Origin of the sequence: Planococcus liqunii (assembly GCF_030413595.1) — a bacterium.
Lineage (GTDB): Bacteria > Bacillota > Bacilli > Bacillales_A > Planococcaceae > Planococcus > Planococcus liqunii.
Map to the genome: position 1 here is coordinate 3006242 of NZ_CP129238.1, position 15273 is coordinate 3021514.

Here is a 15273-nt window from a genome sequence, read left to right on the forward strand (position 1 = left end):
CCTTTTTGCTTTCGCCCCAAAAAGAATCCATTCCATTAGACCGGGAATGGATTCTTTTAATTATTCATCTTATGCGGCCATGGTTGGTATGCCCGGCACACCAACCATGCACATTCACGTATCCAAGAAATTCTTCCCCTTCAGTTCCTCTGTATGATAGACGAATTCCGCCGCCAACTTGACGGTGTTTTCCAAATCGCCCAGATCGACGATTTCCACTGGCGAATGCGTATAGCGGGACGGAATGGAGAGGACGCCGGATGATACGCCGGTCGATGTCATATGGATGGCCCCAGCATCTGTTCCGATGCCCATAAAGACTTCCAGCTGATGCGGGATGTTCCGTTCAACGGCCACTTTCTCCAGCAGCCCCGTGACAAGCGGATGGGCGATCAGCGATTTGTCGGCGATTTTGATGCAGGGACCGCCGCCGAGCACCCGCGTTCCGGTCATCAGCACATCGTAGGTGTCGCTCGTCGGCGTGGTATCGATGGCCAAAGCGAAGTCCGGCTGGATGGCTGGCGACAGCACCGATGCCCCCCGCAGCCCGACTTCCTCCTGGACGGTGAAGACGCAATAGACGTCGCCGCGGACCCGATCCGGATGATCTTTTAGTTCCTTGATGAGCCCGATCAAAACCGCACAGCCCGCCCGGTCGTCCAGCGCTTTGCCGACGACGCGGCTGCGTTTTTTATCGCCAATCAGTTTCAAACCGCTGCCGTAGCTGATCGGCTGGCCGACTTTCACGCCCATTTCCGCGACTTCTTCAACAGAGCTCGCTCCGATATCAATATAGAGTTCCCGGTGGGAATCGATGCGCTTCGGATCATCCCATTTCACGTAATGCATGGAAAGCGTCCCGATTACACCTTCCACATACCCTTCACTCCCTTTGATCGTCACCGGCTGGGCCAGCAGGATGCGGTCATCGAAGCCGCCAAGCTTCTCGAAACGGAGCGTGCCGTTCGGTTCGATCTTTTTGACGATCAGCCCGATTTCATCTGCATGTGCTGCCAATAAAACCGAAGGCATTTCCGGATCGGTGGCGTTGATTTTGACAATCAGGTTGCCTAGGGCATCCACTTGCACCTCATCCGCTCCGTCTTTTACCTGGTCCCGGATAAACCGCTGGACATCCTGTTCGAAACCGCTCGGCCCGACCAGTTCACACAATTCCTTCAATAATTGATACACAAGATCACTCCAAGCCATTAGTTTGATAGGTAGACGTCTGTAAACAAATCGTTGCTCATCGGATGCGGCACATAGCCTTCCACGTAATCCATCTGTGCAAGAGGCGGCGTGGTATACGCGAGCATCAGCCACGGTGCATCTTTCTGGAACAGCTGCTGCGCCTGTTTATAAAGCTCGATGCGCTTGTCCTGGTCGATCGTCTCACGCGCTTCCGTAATCAAAGCGGTGAACTCATCGCTTTTGTAGAATGCAATGTTCTGTGCCGGTACGTTGGTGTTTGTCTTGCTGAGGTTCGGATACAGGAAATTATCCGGATCTGCCATAACCCCGGTCCAGCCGTAAAGCGCCATGTCGTGCGCGCCGGCTTTCGTATCCTCCAGGTACGTCGCCCATTCCATCGACACGATTTCCGCTTCAATGCCAACTTTCGCCAGGTCCGATTGGATCGCTTCCGCAATTTTCATCGGTTCCGGCATGTACGGGCGCGGATTGCTCATCGTATGCAATTTGGTCTTGAACCCGTTCTCAAATCCGGCTTCTTTCAAAAGCTTCTTCGCTTCTTCAACATTGTAGTCGTACTTCTCCAAGGAATCGTCGTGGCTCCAGAGCGATGGCGGCAGTGGGCTCGTGGCCACATCGGCAAGCCCGTTATAGAACGCATCGACGATATTGTCCTTATCAACGGCCATGTTGATGGCCTGGCGGACCAACGGGTTATCAAACGGCGCTTTTTCCGTGTTGAACGCCATATAGCCGATATTGAAGCTTGGCCGCTTCAGCAATTCAAGCCCGTCCGCGTTTTCCACGCTCGACGTATCCGTTGCATTCATGCCGTCGAGTACATCAATTTCCCCGGTCTGCAATGCGTTCAAGCGCGCAGCGTTTTCCGGAATCACCTGGAAGATCAATTTGTCCAAATACGGTTTGCCTTCCATCCAGTATTCCGGATTTTTGGCCAGCGTAATGGTCTTGTTGCGGCTCCATTCCTCAAACATGAACGGCCCTGTCCCTACCGGATGCTCATTCAGCGTGTCGCCGTATTTCTCAATGGCGGCCGGGCTCGCGATGCCGAACATCGAAATCGCCAAATAGCTTAAGAACGGCGCCGTTTTGCGTTTCAGCTTGATCTCCAGTTCATGGTCGCCTGTCGCTTTCACGTGCTCGATCAAGTGATTTTCGTCGCCTTTAAACCCGCCGTAAAGGAACGGGTAATATGGGAAATCGCCTTGGTGGTACGGATTTTCCGGATCCATCCAGCGGTCGAAGTTGAAGACTACCGCTTCCGCGTTGAAATCGGTCCCGTCGTGGAACTTCACGCCTTCACGCAGCTTGAACGTCCATGTCAATCCGTCTTCACTCGAACTGTACTCGGTCGCAAGCTTCGGCTGCAACTCCAAGTTCTGATCGTATTCCAGTAAGGTTTCAAAGACATTATGCGTCACCCGGATCGATTCGCCGTCTGTCACATTGATCGGATCCAAACCGACCGAATCGGCGCCGCGGCCGTAGACGAGCGTGCCGCCTTGCTTGTCGCTTTCCGCTGTTTCGCCCCCTTCACCGGTGTTTGCTTCGTTATTGCCTGAACAAGCAGCCAGCAGCAAAACCAGGATCAATGACAAAACCCCTGCAAATCGTGCTTTTTTCTTCATTTTCCGTTCCTCCTCTTCCATAAACGATCTTTACAAACCCATGCGTCGAGCTAAAGGGGAATAAACACTTTCAAATGCAGCACTGCAGCTTCCTGGCATTATTTACGTACGACCGAGCTGGATTCCCTCCTTCCGAACAAAAGAACAATAAAAGATAAAAATGCTTTCGTAACGAAAGTAATTTATCATTTTCGGTTGCTTTTAGTTTTTTGAATAATCTTATTTTATTTGGAACGCTTAGCGATGTCAACGAGCAATTAAAATATTTTGTTAATAAAAGTATTTTTTTGCGGTGACCATTTAGAATTATTCACAATGCAGTGAAATTATATAGAAACAGTTCGTTTCGCCAAAAAAGCACGCACGAAAAAACCCGCTTCTTCAGAAGCAGGTTTTTCTTATCTATCAATGTTGCACTCTAACTTTCGGCTTGTACCACTCATTCTTCACTTCTTGAGCGCCAAGTATAAGCTAGGCAAGTCTCCAATAAGTTCTTTAATCTTCTGCCGAACAACTGCTTTTTGCGGAAGAATAAGTCTAAACTTGCCTCAATGCACAATCACTTTCCTTAAAAATTTAAAAACGTTTTCCAAGTCCTGCTGTTCTTCTTCTAGGCCAATATAATCCCGATTAGATTTTGAAATGAATCGGTACATTTCGCCATCCCATTTTAAATCTCTCACTTTTTCGGCTGTCCAGTATGGATTTAGAATCTCGAATTCGCCGCCCCTGGTATTGTAGCGCGCCGTTTTAGCTAACTCTGCAGCCATTCCGTAGCCGGCTTTCCAAAGGTCTGCATCTGCTTCCCGCTTAAAATATCGAAAATCAATATTAAATTTCAATCCATACTGATACGGTGTACGGAATCGAATGTGCTGCTGCCCATCAGCATCAATCCAGCCTAAGTGGATTCTTAATTTCGGACCGTAAATTGTTGGCAAATCAAAAATAAAGCCTTTTTGGTTTGCTTTGTAATTTCCATTCCAATTCAGTTCATCTAGAAAAGATAGGATTGTTTCATATATTGGAATCAACGTGTCCGCAAGCAGAAGCGGGATTTTGTCCGGGGTAGGCTTGATTTCAAGTTTTCTTTGCATAAACGACTTCCAGCTTCCGTAACTCAAATATGCTCTCTCTTCCTTTTCAACCAATGTTTCGGTTTTATCGTAAAGAGTATAGGATTTATTTTCCTGGAACGTAATATATGCTGAGAAAGAATTGCTCGCCTTCGGCCGGTTACCCCAAATCTCTTCATTGAAGTGATCAGACAAAATGCACTGAATAAATTCCCCAGATTTAATTTTCCTTATGGTGCTTTCGTACAGGTCCATGCCTTTCGCACGGTCTTGCCCTAAAAATACTGCCCAATGGCAGAACGCTTCTACTAGGCTGCTGGTATCGGTTGGAAGAAATTGCGGAAAGACGGCTCCTGCGCTTTCCTTCACTATGTACCTTCTTGCCCCCAGTGCAATCTCTTGTTCGGTTCTTTTCATTAACGATTTCGCATAAGGACCCACCTGGGATTTCCAGATAGCCGGAGTCCATTCTTTGTTATTGCACAGTTTCGCTTCGATCAGCCAGACTTCCCCTTTTTCATCGGTGGCCAATAGGTCAAGAATGCCTGCCTTGTAATCGCCCTTGCCGTCCAGAAGCAGGATCTCATGTCCCCAGATAAACAATCGTCTTTCTTCTCCTTCGATATTCAGAGGATGTGTAAACGTATACTCGATGAATCGGTTAACCAACTCCCGCTCAATGGCGTATTCAGATATAATCAATCTGTCCACCTCCTTGTTCAAATATCGTCCAGCTAAAAGAACATCTCCATTCAACATTCTACTTTTCCGGTACACGAAACCCGCTTAACAAAGTTAATTAGGATTCAGCTAAGCGGCTACTTCAACTCTCCGGAATCTCCTCTTCCCAAATTCGCTCTAAAAGAAATGTGAACTCGGCTTTCCGTTTTGCATCTGCCGCTTCAAAAAACTTAACCAGATCCGGCAAATCGGTGTCGTTCCGCTTTTTGTCGCCTAGCAATTTATCCAGATGCAAAAGCAGGTATTTCATCGATTGCATCTCCCCAGTCCAGTAATCCTGGTCTCCTGTCCATTTGCGGTCGGCTTTTGCCATTTGGATCTGTTTCATCGCGAAGATCGATAAATCCGCGATGATGACTTCCTTTCTATCCATGTCAGCGCCCTCCCTCTAATGGAAGGTACTTTTCAGCGAAATCCGAATACTGGTTCAACAAGCGGCCGGAAGCATTCGAGTCCTTGAGTACTTCCATTAGGTCGGTGCATACAGTCTCCCACGTCAGCAGCCGGATATTGGGATGGTAACTCGCCTCGATTACATTAGCCAGCACGGCATCGTATTCCTTGCGAATCTTCCGGTTACCTTCCGGATAGAGGATAATTAACATATTTTTATCTGTTGCATCGACATAAGAGATGTTGCGCATCAACTGATAGTCATCCATGAACCTTTCGTAGCCATCCACCCCAGGCTTCAGCTTGTCGGCTACCCCATCCTGGTAGTAAGAGTCGTACTTTTCCTGATAGTTGCTGCCCGACGTCTTTTTTCCAAATCCGTCTTCTGTGTATTTGATTTCAAAAAAGAGTTTCTTCCCAGACGCCAGTTCGATGTAAAAGTCGAAATTCGTGCCATCCCCTCCAGCTAGCACATATTCAAATTCACTTTGTTTTACCTCCTCATCTGACATATCAAGAACTTCTAAAAGTGCTGTAAGTTGATTTTCTTTGATGAGCGGATAAAAGAAATTCAGGCATACCACTTGGGAGGACGTTAAATGATGAAAGCCCCACTGGCGATTGATTTGCTCCTTTTCTATGTGTTCCGCGAGGTCAATTCGGTAAGGCTCCAACAGATTCAAATCTTTATGGCTGATAGGCAGTATATGGGTATACTTCCGGCCGTCCCACTCACCATGCTCTTCAACTCCAAGTCGATTCAGTTTATATCGCGATAAGTGCTTTTTCATGTCTGCTTTATACGCCAACCCAATTCCTCCCACACGCATATTTTAAGCTCTTTTTACACACTGCAAAAATAATCCTTACTAATAATTCACTCTTTCGTTGAGTGGACTATTCGCTTTTGCCCAGTAACATGGAAAGAACCCATCATTTAATCCGGCCTCAGAAGCAGCATACAGCTTCCGGTAAATCTCCCGATTCTATCCCTTTACTTCCAATACATTATCGGAAACTTGAAGTATTTAGATATTCTATCTATTAGAGTCATTTTAATAATAATAGGTTAAAAGGAAGTTAAATGTACTTGCGTATGCGTTCCTGGCATTTAACTACTTCCTAAAAAGAATAACATCAATCCCTGAAATATTGACCGTGAAAAAAATCGAAGTGTTCAACAACGGCATTAGCAAAGACAACTTTACCGAAGACCGTTTGATCAGCAATGGTATTCCTACAAGCGTAGCAAGTGGAAAACAATTTTCTATTAGCGTTGACTATGGCTTTTCCGGCCAGCTAAATAGCAGTCTTCCGCTTTATGCAATTATCACAATAACTGACAGTAAAAGAGACTACCTTTACCGAGCAGATTGGAAATGATTATTAACTGATAAAAAACCCACAATCTTGCTCAGATTGTGGGTTTTTTCTTACTTAAAAATCGTTAATTCTCTTTACTGTCAACGCCCGTTTATTTTTAAACTAAATAGCCATTAGGATTCTGTTCCTGCCATTTCCAAGAATCCGTACACATTTCCTCAATACCTCTTTCTGCAACCCATCCCAGTTCATTTCTTGCTTTTAATGGATCTGCATAACAAGCAGCAACATCTCCCGGTCTTCTATCAATTATTCGATAAGGTATTTGCTTGCCGCATGCCTCTTCAAATGCTGATACTATTTCAAGGACGCTATAGCCTGTTCCAGTCCCTAAGTTATACGCTTCTACACCGGTTGAAGACATCACTTTCTCTAATGCTTTTAAATGGCCAAGAGCAAGGTCCACTACGTGGATATAATCTCGCACACCGGTTCCATCCACTGTTGGATAATCATTGCCGAACACTTGCAGTTCTTTCAATTTGCCTACCGCCACTTGCGTGATATAAGGCATCAAGTTGTTCGGAATCCCATTAGGATCTTCGCCGATTGTCCCGCTTTTATGAGCACCGATCGGATTAAAATAGCGCAGTAACGCAATACTGAATGAATCGTCCATTACAAATAAATCTCTTAATATCTCTTCTACCATCAGTTTGGTCTTTCCATAAGGATTTGTTGCGCTAAGAGGGAAATCCTCAGAAATCGGCACCTGTTCAGGAATTCCGTATACCGTTGCCGATGAACTGAACACAAGATTTTTCACGCCATATTCCTTCATGACATCACAGAGGATCAATGTACCCGTCACGTTATTATGGTAGTAATGGAGCGGCTTTGAAACAGATTCACCGACTGCTTTTAAGCCGGCAAAATGGATAACTGCCTCAATTACAGTGCTTTCAAATACCTTTTCGACACTTTTTCGATCCAGCAAATCCGCTTCATAAAACGAAAACTCTTTCCCCGTTAGTTCTTTTACTCTATGTAACGAATCCGGTTTACTATTCGCAAAATTATCAAGGACTACAATTTCATATCCGGCATTCAGCAGTTCCACACAAGTATGGCTGCCGATATAGCCTGCTCCTCCAGTAATTAATATCGCCATTTGTACAAAGCACTCCTATCTTTCTCTTTTCTTCCATTATACGTTAATTATGAATTCAACCATAGAAAATATTTCTTTTTAAATTCTAGTAGAGCTATAATATCAAATTTTCAACGCACAAACGTCGAACTGAGTTTCACGGTCCCCCTTTTTTCAATAACCCCCAAATTGTACCTGTGCGCGAAACAGTTATGACTACTTGTTCTTCTCCAAGTAAATGCAAAAGGAATCCGTTCCATTACTGGTCTTTGCGGATTCCTCATGCAGGATTTCTGTATATCTTAAATTGTATTCGACACAGGGGCGTGATTTAATGGCCTTTGAAAGGAAACTGCTGGTTGACGTGTTAGTCAACAGCCCCTTCTTCCAGCGGCTTTTCCAGCAGTTCCCATTTCGTCCCTGTGTGCGGAACAATTATGGAAATTCTCCGACTCCCATAAACATGCAAAAACCGCAGCCGAAAACCGTTGCGGTTCCGGGCTGCGGCATTTTCTCTATGCAATTGGCGTGAATAAGCGGAATCTTTCCGTACACAGGGGCGCGGCACTATTCAGATAATATGGCAATTTATTAAACAACTTACGTTTTATCAGAAATACTAAAGGTTTATTGATCTTCCACTTAATTAAAGACTATAAGGAATGATATGACCTCCTTCCTTAACTTGAGAAATGATTTCACTAGACATGTAGTCACTTATTTTTTTGTTATTCATATCTTTAAATTTTTCCAAAGTATATTGTAGAACAGAAATCTCTTCTGCACTAAACTTGGATAGATTCACATTACTTTTAGGTAAAATTCTATATTCAACTTTCTCTTCACTATACTTCTCCAGTACTTCTATTGATGCTTGTGAGTACTTCAAAATTTCTTCATATGCTTTAGGAACTGTTCCAAATGGCAAATTCATATAAACTTGACCGGACATTCCTCTTCCGTATTTCTTAAAAAATAAAGTATCCGTGTACCATAATAATTCCATTAATTTGATTCTATCTATTCGGGGAATACTTTGAGTAAAAAAAATTAACATGTTTTCCACTTTTTCTAAGTTTAATTGTGTGTATCCATTTTCTTGAGATGCCATTCTATAATCTACATATAATGATTCAATAATTTCCTTATTAAAATATTTTACGGATTGAGTTTTAACTAATTCAACAAGATGGCTTCTAATTTCTAGATACTTTTCTTGAGTAAACTTCTCTTTATGTTTTTCTAAACTATCAAGAGCAACTTTGGGGTTCTCTTTAACCGTTCTTAATCTTTGATCATAAGTTTCGTCTTGAATAGATTTTTTTTCGTATCTTTGAATAGTTGTATCTCCCCATCCTAAAAGTTGAGCAAATTCCTTTTGAGATAATTTATATAATTTGCGTATATCTTTAATTTCTTGGGATGTGAGTAATCTATTTTGTTTTCTATAACTATCTCTAGCTGCTAATAAGTTCCGACTAAGTATTTCTTTTGGAACAAAATCCTCATCTTCAATTTCGCAATGATAGTAAATCTCTTCATATTCTACAGGGGTATCATTAACTAAAGCTTTAGTCTTCTCTTTCATTACACTTATTGGGTGACTATTATTGCAAAATGGACAGTTATAATTAATGACCTTTAAATTTTCTTCCATTCTTTATCATCCTTTTTTTAAATTAATATAGCTATTATTTATAATTTATTCTTTAGAAAGAAGATTGTATTTGCACAGGTATTCTAAATGATTAAATTTATATTTTTGCCTAGTGTTTTAAGGAGCGGTATATCGGACGACAATAAACCGCTCCCACAGAACTCATCCAGAATAAGGTTTATTTGAAACTGGTTCTTTGGAGAAATGAAACGACATACAAAAAATTTGTTTGTTCGCTTCATCTCTTATTTTAAATTTAATATAAACGCTTTTACCCTTAATTTTCTTCTCGAAAATCCAAAAGGGCGGAGTATGTCTTCTATTTAAATCTGTAACTGTTTTCCAATAGTCTCCGACTCTCAATTCTATTAATTCACAAATCACGTCTTCTTCATCATAATCTAATGCCAGGAGCGTGTTCATGTTTGTAAAAGGATCGAGCGGATCTTCATCCCTCCTTCTTCGTTGAAAATTGAATTGACAATCCGGTGCCGACAAAACCCTCCTAACTTTTTCGAAATGTTCTTCAACTGCTTCTTTACTTTCCGTCCATTCGTCTTTCACTAGGCCACTTCCTTTACAATTTTCACTTTCATTATAACATCAATTGATTGTTTTTAAATACTAATTAATCGATTAATTGTTTATCATACTATTATTAATTGTTATTGACGGCTAATTTTGACTAGAAATTGACGGTTCTTTTTGTCCCAAACCTACGGTTTCTTTGTCCGGAAAATAGAGAAAAACGAGGGGGAACTAAGCCAGTTTGAGTATTGCGGAACGAAAAAGCCACTTGTGTGGAGATTTGAGCCACTAATTGCGGAGAATCAGGCCGTTAAATGCATAGAAGAGAGCCACCGGTTAAAACTCCGACGTGGCTCTCTTCTTTTATATGGTTAACGAGGAGCGACTAAGCTATGTCGTAGTCTTTCAAAAGAGCATGGATTTATCACAGGGGCAGACTACTATGGGAGGAAAGATAGATGACCATTGAATCAACGATTACCAAGCTAAACGAAATGCGCCTGAGCGCGATAGCCGACATGTATTATAACCAAATGAATGACCCTCAATACCGGGAGCTGTCTTTCGAAGATCGCTTCAATTTATTGATTGACAGTGAGTACATCCGCCGGAAGAACAACAAATTGGATTGGCTGATCCGTACAGCGAATTTGCGTATGCCAGACGCTTGCATCGAAGACATCCACTACTACGAAGACCGCAAGCTGGATCGCACCATGATTTTGCGTTTAGCCAGCTGCAATTACATCGGTGAAAAACAGAACGTCATCCTGAAAGGGGCCATCTGGAAACGGGAAATCCTACTTGGCATGCGCGTTTGGCGTCAGTGCTTGCCGAAACGGCTATACGGCCAAATATATGCGCTTGCCGGAATTACTGGATGAGTTGGCCTTGGCTCGATTAAATGGGACGTACCAAAAGATCATGAAAGCTTACCGAAAGGTAAACTTATTAATTTTAGACGAGTGGTTGCTTGTTTCCTTGACCGAACATGAAGCGCGAGATGTACTGGAAATCGTCGAATCGAGATACCAGAACGCCTCCACCATTTTCTGTTCGCAGTTTGAACCGAGCGGTTGGTATGAACAGATCGGGGAAGCGACGCTCGCCGATGCCATCCTCGATGGGGTCATCCATAGTTCGCATTCCATTTTCATTGATGGTAAGATTTCCATGCGGGAAAGACTCGGGATTCAGTCATAAGAATAAGAAGCCGCCCGCAGGCGGCTTCTTATTCTTATGACTGGTTCTGAGATGTCCGAAGTGGTTCTCATTTTTGTCCGAGGTGGTTCTATTCTATGACACGAGTGGTTCTCGAGCTTGTCCTTCTTCAGTCGCTCTTCCTTGCAGTTCCCATTTCCTTTCCACTTCGTCCCTGTGTACGGCTCATTTATGACTATTTCCTTTTGGCTTTAAATATGCAAAAACCGCAGCCGGAATCTGCTGCGGTTCGTGGGTGCGGTTTTTCTCTATGCAATTGCTGTGAATAAGCGGAATCTTTTCTTACACAGGGGAGCGATTTTAAAATGCGGCATTTTCTTCATGCAATTGTTGTGAATAAGCGGAATCTTTTCTTACACAGGGGAGCGATTTTAAAATGCGGCATTTTCTTCATGCAATTGTTGTGAATAAGCGGAATCTTTCCGTACACAGGGACGCGAGTTTTTCTGATCGGTTTTTTTCCTTCTTCCTGTAATTTCGGAAAAACTGCTGTTGTAATAAAGTGTGTTTTTCCATTTCCCCAATCACCGCTTAGCAGCAAAGAATAGTCAGTGTTGGAACGATTTATATAATCCATAATCATAGACAAGTACTTATCCATAGCTTCCCCTTTAATTAAAGTTTATTTTGTTCATAGAGATTGGCCAAATTCTTGGAAAGTCAGTTTTTAAATAAAAATCAAAAAACATTTTTCTGAACGTTCTATTTAGAAGAGTTGACATTTTAATTATAAAGTAAGTATTTCATATCCTCTCCAAATAAAAAAAGAGTTTTCAAAGTATATATTACTAATTGTTAACATCAAAATAATTATTCACCTTTTATATATGACTCTTTCAACTTCTTCTCAAACAACTCCAACAACTGATCTCGCAACTCCGGACGCTTCAATGCAAACTCAATCGTTGTCTCGATAAATCCGTATTTCTCTCCCACATCAAAACGCCGACCTTCAAACTCATAAGCATAAACTGGTTGAACTTCATTCAGCTTCTGGATGGCATCGGTCAGTTGGATTTCTCCACCTGCTCCATACTGGTGTTCCCCTAAGAAATCAAAAATTTCAGGAGTTAAGATGTAGCGGCCCATGATGGCGTAATTCGATGGTGCTGTACCGGCTGCCGGCTTTTCAACAAAGCGGTTAACACCGATCAGTTTGCCCTCTACAGAAATCGGATCAATAATTCCATAACGATTCGTATCTTTAGATGCCACTTGCTGTACGCCAATCACGCTATTCCCGGTCTGATTATACTGGTTCATCAATTGAGCCAAGCAAGGTTCTTGATTCTCTACAATATCATCACCTAATAAGACAGCAAAGGGCTCATCTCCAATAAATTTGCGTGCAGACCAAATGGCATGCCCTAAACCAAGCGGCTGTTTTTGCCGGATATAGTGAATTTCAACTTTAGATGTCTGCAGAACAGAATCCAGCATATCTACTTTCCCTTTTTCACGCAGCGTGGCTTCCAATTCAAACGCGTGATCAAAATGGTCTTCAATCGCTCTTTTGCCTTTACCAGTTACAATAATGATATCTTCAATACCAGAAGCAATTGCTTCTTCTACGATATATTGAATGGTTGGTTTATCTACAATCGGAAGCATTTCTTTCGGCATGGCTTTAGTCGCTGGAAGGAAACGCGTTCCAAGACCTGCAGCCGGGATAATCGCTTTTTTAACTTGCATTCTTTTCACCTTCTCATGTTATTTGTAATTACATAATAGCTATTTACGAATCATTTCATTTATAAATTAAATTAATAATCTTATATGAACTGTAAAAATCATACCATATTTTTGACAATAAATATATATAAAGTTCTTTTATTTTACAAATTATAGCACTTTATCGGTTCATATGTTTGATATGATAAAACTTGCATAAAAAAGCCCTCTCCTTGAAAATCTTCAAGAAGAGAGCTGTTTCTAAAATTTTATTTTATATGGCCATATCACATTACTTTATAATAATCACAGTACCAATCAACAAACTGCTGCAGTCCTTCTTCAATAGAAGTTTTAGGCTTAAATCCAACAGCCTTTTCTAACAAAGCGGTAGATGCAAATGTTGCTGGAACATCACCAGGCTTGATCGGTTCAAATTTCTTTTTAAATTCAGCTTTCTTGCCTAATGTATTACTTAAGCACTTTTCAAGCGTCTCAATAAATACCATTAGTTTTTCCGGATTGCTATTGCCAATATTGAAGATTCTATGCGGAACCTGATCTTCTTCAATAGAAGGATTAGACAATAGTCTTTCAATGCCTTCCACAATATCATCTACATAAGTAAAATCACGATAAAGATCTTTTTCGAAATCACCATTATTGAAAATTTTAATCTCTTCATCTCCAAAAAACTTATTAGTAAATCCAAAATACGCCATATCCGGTCGCCCCATTGGACCATAAACAGTGAAGAAGCGGAGTCCCGTAGCCGGAATTTTATATAGATGACTATATGTATGAGCCATTAACTCATTAGACTTTTTAGTTGAGGCATATAGAGAAACCGGATTATCGACAAAATCGGTTTCTTCAAATGGAACCTTTTTATTGGCGCCGTATACGGAGCTCGAAGATGCATAAAGTAAATGATCAACCGGATGGAATCGGCAAGCTTCCAGAATGTTATAGAAACCAATAATATTACTTTGAATATAAACATCCGGATTTTCTATAGAGTAGCGAACACCTGCCTGGGCAGCCAGATTTACAACAATATTAGGCTTGTATTCTACAAAAAGATTATCAATCAATTGTTTATCTGAAATATCACCTTTTATAAAAGTGAAATTTCCAAAAGGCTCTAATTGCTTTAAGCGTTCATGTTTAAGGTTAACATCATAATAATCGTTTAAATTATCAATACCGATGACTTTGCAACCCTGGTTTAAAAGCTTTTTAGAAAGATAATATCCGATGAATCCAGCTGCACCAGTAACTAAATAAATCTTACCAGGATTTAGAAGATTGTACTGCAACTTTCTTCAACTCCTTCAATCCATTTTTGTTTGCTGGCGCTCTTCCTACAGAATAATATTCAACTCCTGCTTCTTCCATTCTTTCAACATTATGAAGGTTTCGACCGTCATAAACTAAAGGAGTTCTCATCAACATTTTAAAGGCTACCGGCTGCACTGCTTTTACTTCTCCCCATTCAGTAAAGATAAAGCATACATTCGCATCTTCCAAAGCCGCTTCTGCATTTTGCACATAAGTGATAGTCCCTCTGCCATTTGATCCTTCCGGATAAAGCTTGGCAAAGTTATCTTTCCCAACTGGATCGAATGCATAAATATCTGCGCCTTGCGCCAATAATAAAGGGACATTCTCAAGTGATGGTGCTTCTCTTAAATCGTCTGTTCCAGGTTTAAAAGTTAATCCTAGCACAGCCACTTTAAGACCGTTAAAAGTAATCAATCTATTGCTAGCTTTCTTATACAACAAAGTCTTTTGGTCTTTGTTTACATCAATTGCAGCTTTAATCGTTTTCAATTCATAGCCGTTTTGAGTCGCTAAATAGTCCAATGCTTTCGTGTCTTTAGGGAAACAAGACCCACCATAACCAATACCAGCATTCAAGAATTTACTTCCAATACGATCATCAAAGCTCATGCCCTGAGCTACATCTTGGACATCCGCTCCAACTAACTCACATAGGTTAGCAATATCATTCATATAAGAAATCTTTAGTGCAAGGAAGTCGTTAGATGCATATTTTATCATTTCAGCTGAACGTCTATTTACTGCTACAATTGGTAAATTGAATGGTTCATAGATTTTCTTTAAAAGATTTTTCGCCCATTCGCTTTCAGTACCAATAATAATACGTTTTGCGTATAAAGTATCATGCACGGCGGAGCCTTGAGCCAAAAATTCAGGGTTAGAAGCCACTTCTACTCTTACATCATTTACTAAGAAATCATTGATAAACTGTTCAACCTTGTCATTCGTACCAACAGGAACTGTTGATTTAACTACAATTAAACAATCTTTCTCTACATTCTCAGCAATTTGTCTTGCAACGGTAGCTATGTATGAGAGATTTGCTGAACCATCTTCATTTTCAGGCGTACCGACTCCTATAAATACTGCATCCGCTTCTTTATAAGCAGCCTTAAAATCGGTAGTATAATCAATTCTTCCAGCTGCATAATTTTTTCGCATTAAATCTTTTAAATCTTTTTCATAAATCGGTGAAATCCCGGCTCTCATCGCCTTAACTTTATTTTCATCTATATCAACACAAAGGACTTGATGCCCCATTTCTGCAAAACAAACACCAGCTACTAAACCGACATAACCAGTTCCTGCTACAGTTATATTAGTCAT

At 41.4% G+C, this 15273-nt stretch carries 13 protein-coding genes and 1 pseudogene; 2 read left to right on the plus strand and 12 right to left on the minus strand.

Going from position 1 to position 15273, the window contains the following annotated elements:
- Positions 1-114: 114 nt before the first annotated feature.
- The 5 genes from QWY22_RS15000 to QWY22_RS15020 form a co-directional block, all read right to left on the minus strand.
- Positions 115-1194: a M42 family metallopeptidase gene (locus QWY22_RS15000; RefSeq protein ID WP_300981635.1), complete on the minus strand. Its 1080-nt coding sequence runs from the start codon at positions 1192-1194 to the stop codon at positions 115-117.
- A 17-nt stretch (positions 1195-1211) separates the two neighbouring features.
- A complete protein-coding gene (locus QWY22_RS15005) occupies positions 1212-2843 on the minus strand; it encodes an ABC transporter substrate-binding protein (RefSeq protein WP_300981636.1) in 1632 nt (543 codons plus the stop codon).
- A 548-nt stretch (positions 2844-3391) separates the two neighbouring features.
- The gene (locus QWY22_RS15010; protein WP_300981637.1) at positions 3392-4621 is read right to left on the minus strand and encodes a hypothetical protein; all 1230 of its coding nucleotides are present in this window, start codon (positions 4619-4621) and stop codon (positions 3392-3394) included.
- Between the two features lie 121 nt (positions 4622-4742).
- Positions 4743-5033 (minus strand): hypothetical protein, encoded by a 291-nt coding sequence (locus tag QWY22_RS15015; RefSeq protein WP_300981638.1) that lies wholly within the window; start codon positions 5031-5033, stop codon positions 4743-4745.
- Between the two features lies 1 nt (position 5034).
- Complete coding sequence (locus QWY22_RS15020) at positions 5035-5862, minus strand: PGN_0703 family putative restriction endonuclease (RefSeq protein WP_300981639.1); 828 nt, start codon at positions 5860-5862, stop codon at positions 5035-5037.
- Between the two features lie 349 nt (positions 5863-6211).
- On the opposite strand from QWY22_RS15020, the gene QWY22_RS15025 reads away from it, so the two are divergent.
- Complete coding sequence (locus QWY22_RS15025; RefSeq protein WP_300981640.1) at positions 6212-6436, plus strand: hypothetical protein; 225 nt, start codon at positions 6212-6214, stop codon at positions 6434-6436.
- A 97-nt stretch (positions 6437-6533) separates the two neighbouring features.
- Here QWY22_RS15025 and galE read toward each other — a convergent pair whose 3' ends face one another.
- The 3 genes from galE to QWY22_RS15040 all read right to left on the minus strand — a co-directional run bounded on the left by galE (position 6534) and on the right by QWY22_RS15040 (position 9747).
- Positions 6534-7547: a UDP-glucose 4-epimerase GalE gene (gene galE, locus QWY22_RS15030; protein ID WP_300981641.1), complete on the minus strand. Its 1014-nt coding sequence runs from the start codon at positions 7545-7547 to the stop codon at positions 6534-6536.
- A gap of 625 nt (positions 7548-8172) precedes the next feature.
- On the minus strand, positions 8173-9183 hold the full coding sequence (locus QWY22_RS15035; RefSeq protein WP_300981642.1) for a type II TA system antitoxin MqsA family protein: 1011 nt from the start codon (positions 9181-9183) through the stop codon (positions 8173-8175).
- 162 nt (positions 9184-9345) lie between these two features.
- On the minus strand, positions 9346-9747 hold the full coding sequence (locus QWY22_RS15040) for a type II toxin-antitoxin system MqsR family toxin (RefSeq protein WP_300981643.1): 402 nt from the start codon (positions 9745-9747) through the stop codon (positions 9346-9348).
- A 422-nt stretch (positions 9748-10169) separates the two neighbouring features.
- Between QWY22_RS15040 and istB the strand changes: the two are divergent.
- Positions 10170-10914 (plus strand): annotated as a pseudogene (gene istB / locus QWY22_RS15045) (IS21-like element helper ATPase IstB).
- 337 nt (positions 10915-11251) lie between these two features.
- Here the strand turns inward: istB and QWY22_RS15050 are convergent.
- The 4 genes from QWY22_RS15050 to QWY22_RS15065 all read right to left on the minus strand — a co-directional run bounded on the left by QWY22_RS15050 (position 11252) and on the right by QWY22_RS15065 (position 15273).
- Positions 11252-11533: a P-loop NTPase fold protein gene (locus tag QWY22_RS15050; RefSeq protein WP_300981644.1), complete on the minus strand. Its 282-nt coding sequence runs from the start codon at positions 11531-11533 to the stop codon at positions 11252-11254.
- A 209-nt stretch (positions 11534-11742) separates the two neighbouring features.
- On the minus strand, positions 11743-12624 hold the full coding sequence (galU, locus tag QWY22_RS15055) for a UTP--glucose-1-phosphate uridylyltransferase GalU (RefSeq protein ID WP_300981646.1): 882 nt from the start codon (positions 12622-12624) through the stop codon (positions 11743-11745).
- 266 nt (positions 12625-12890) lie between these two features.
- Entirely contained in the window at positions 12891-13922 is a 1032-nt protein-coding gene (locus QWY22_RS15060) for a GDP-mannose 4,6-dehydratase (RefSeq protein ID WP_300981647.1), read from the minus strand.
- A complete protein-coding gene (locus tag QWY22_RS15065) occupies positions 13894-15273 on the minus strand; it encodes a UDP-glucose dehydrogenase family protein (protein ID WP_300981648.1) in 1380 nt (459 codons plus the stop codon). The genes QWY22_RS15060 and QWY22_RS15065 overlap by 29 nt, the downstream gene beginning before the upstream one ends.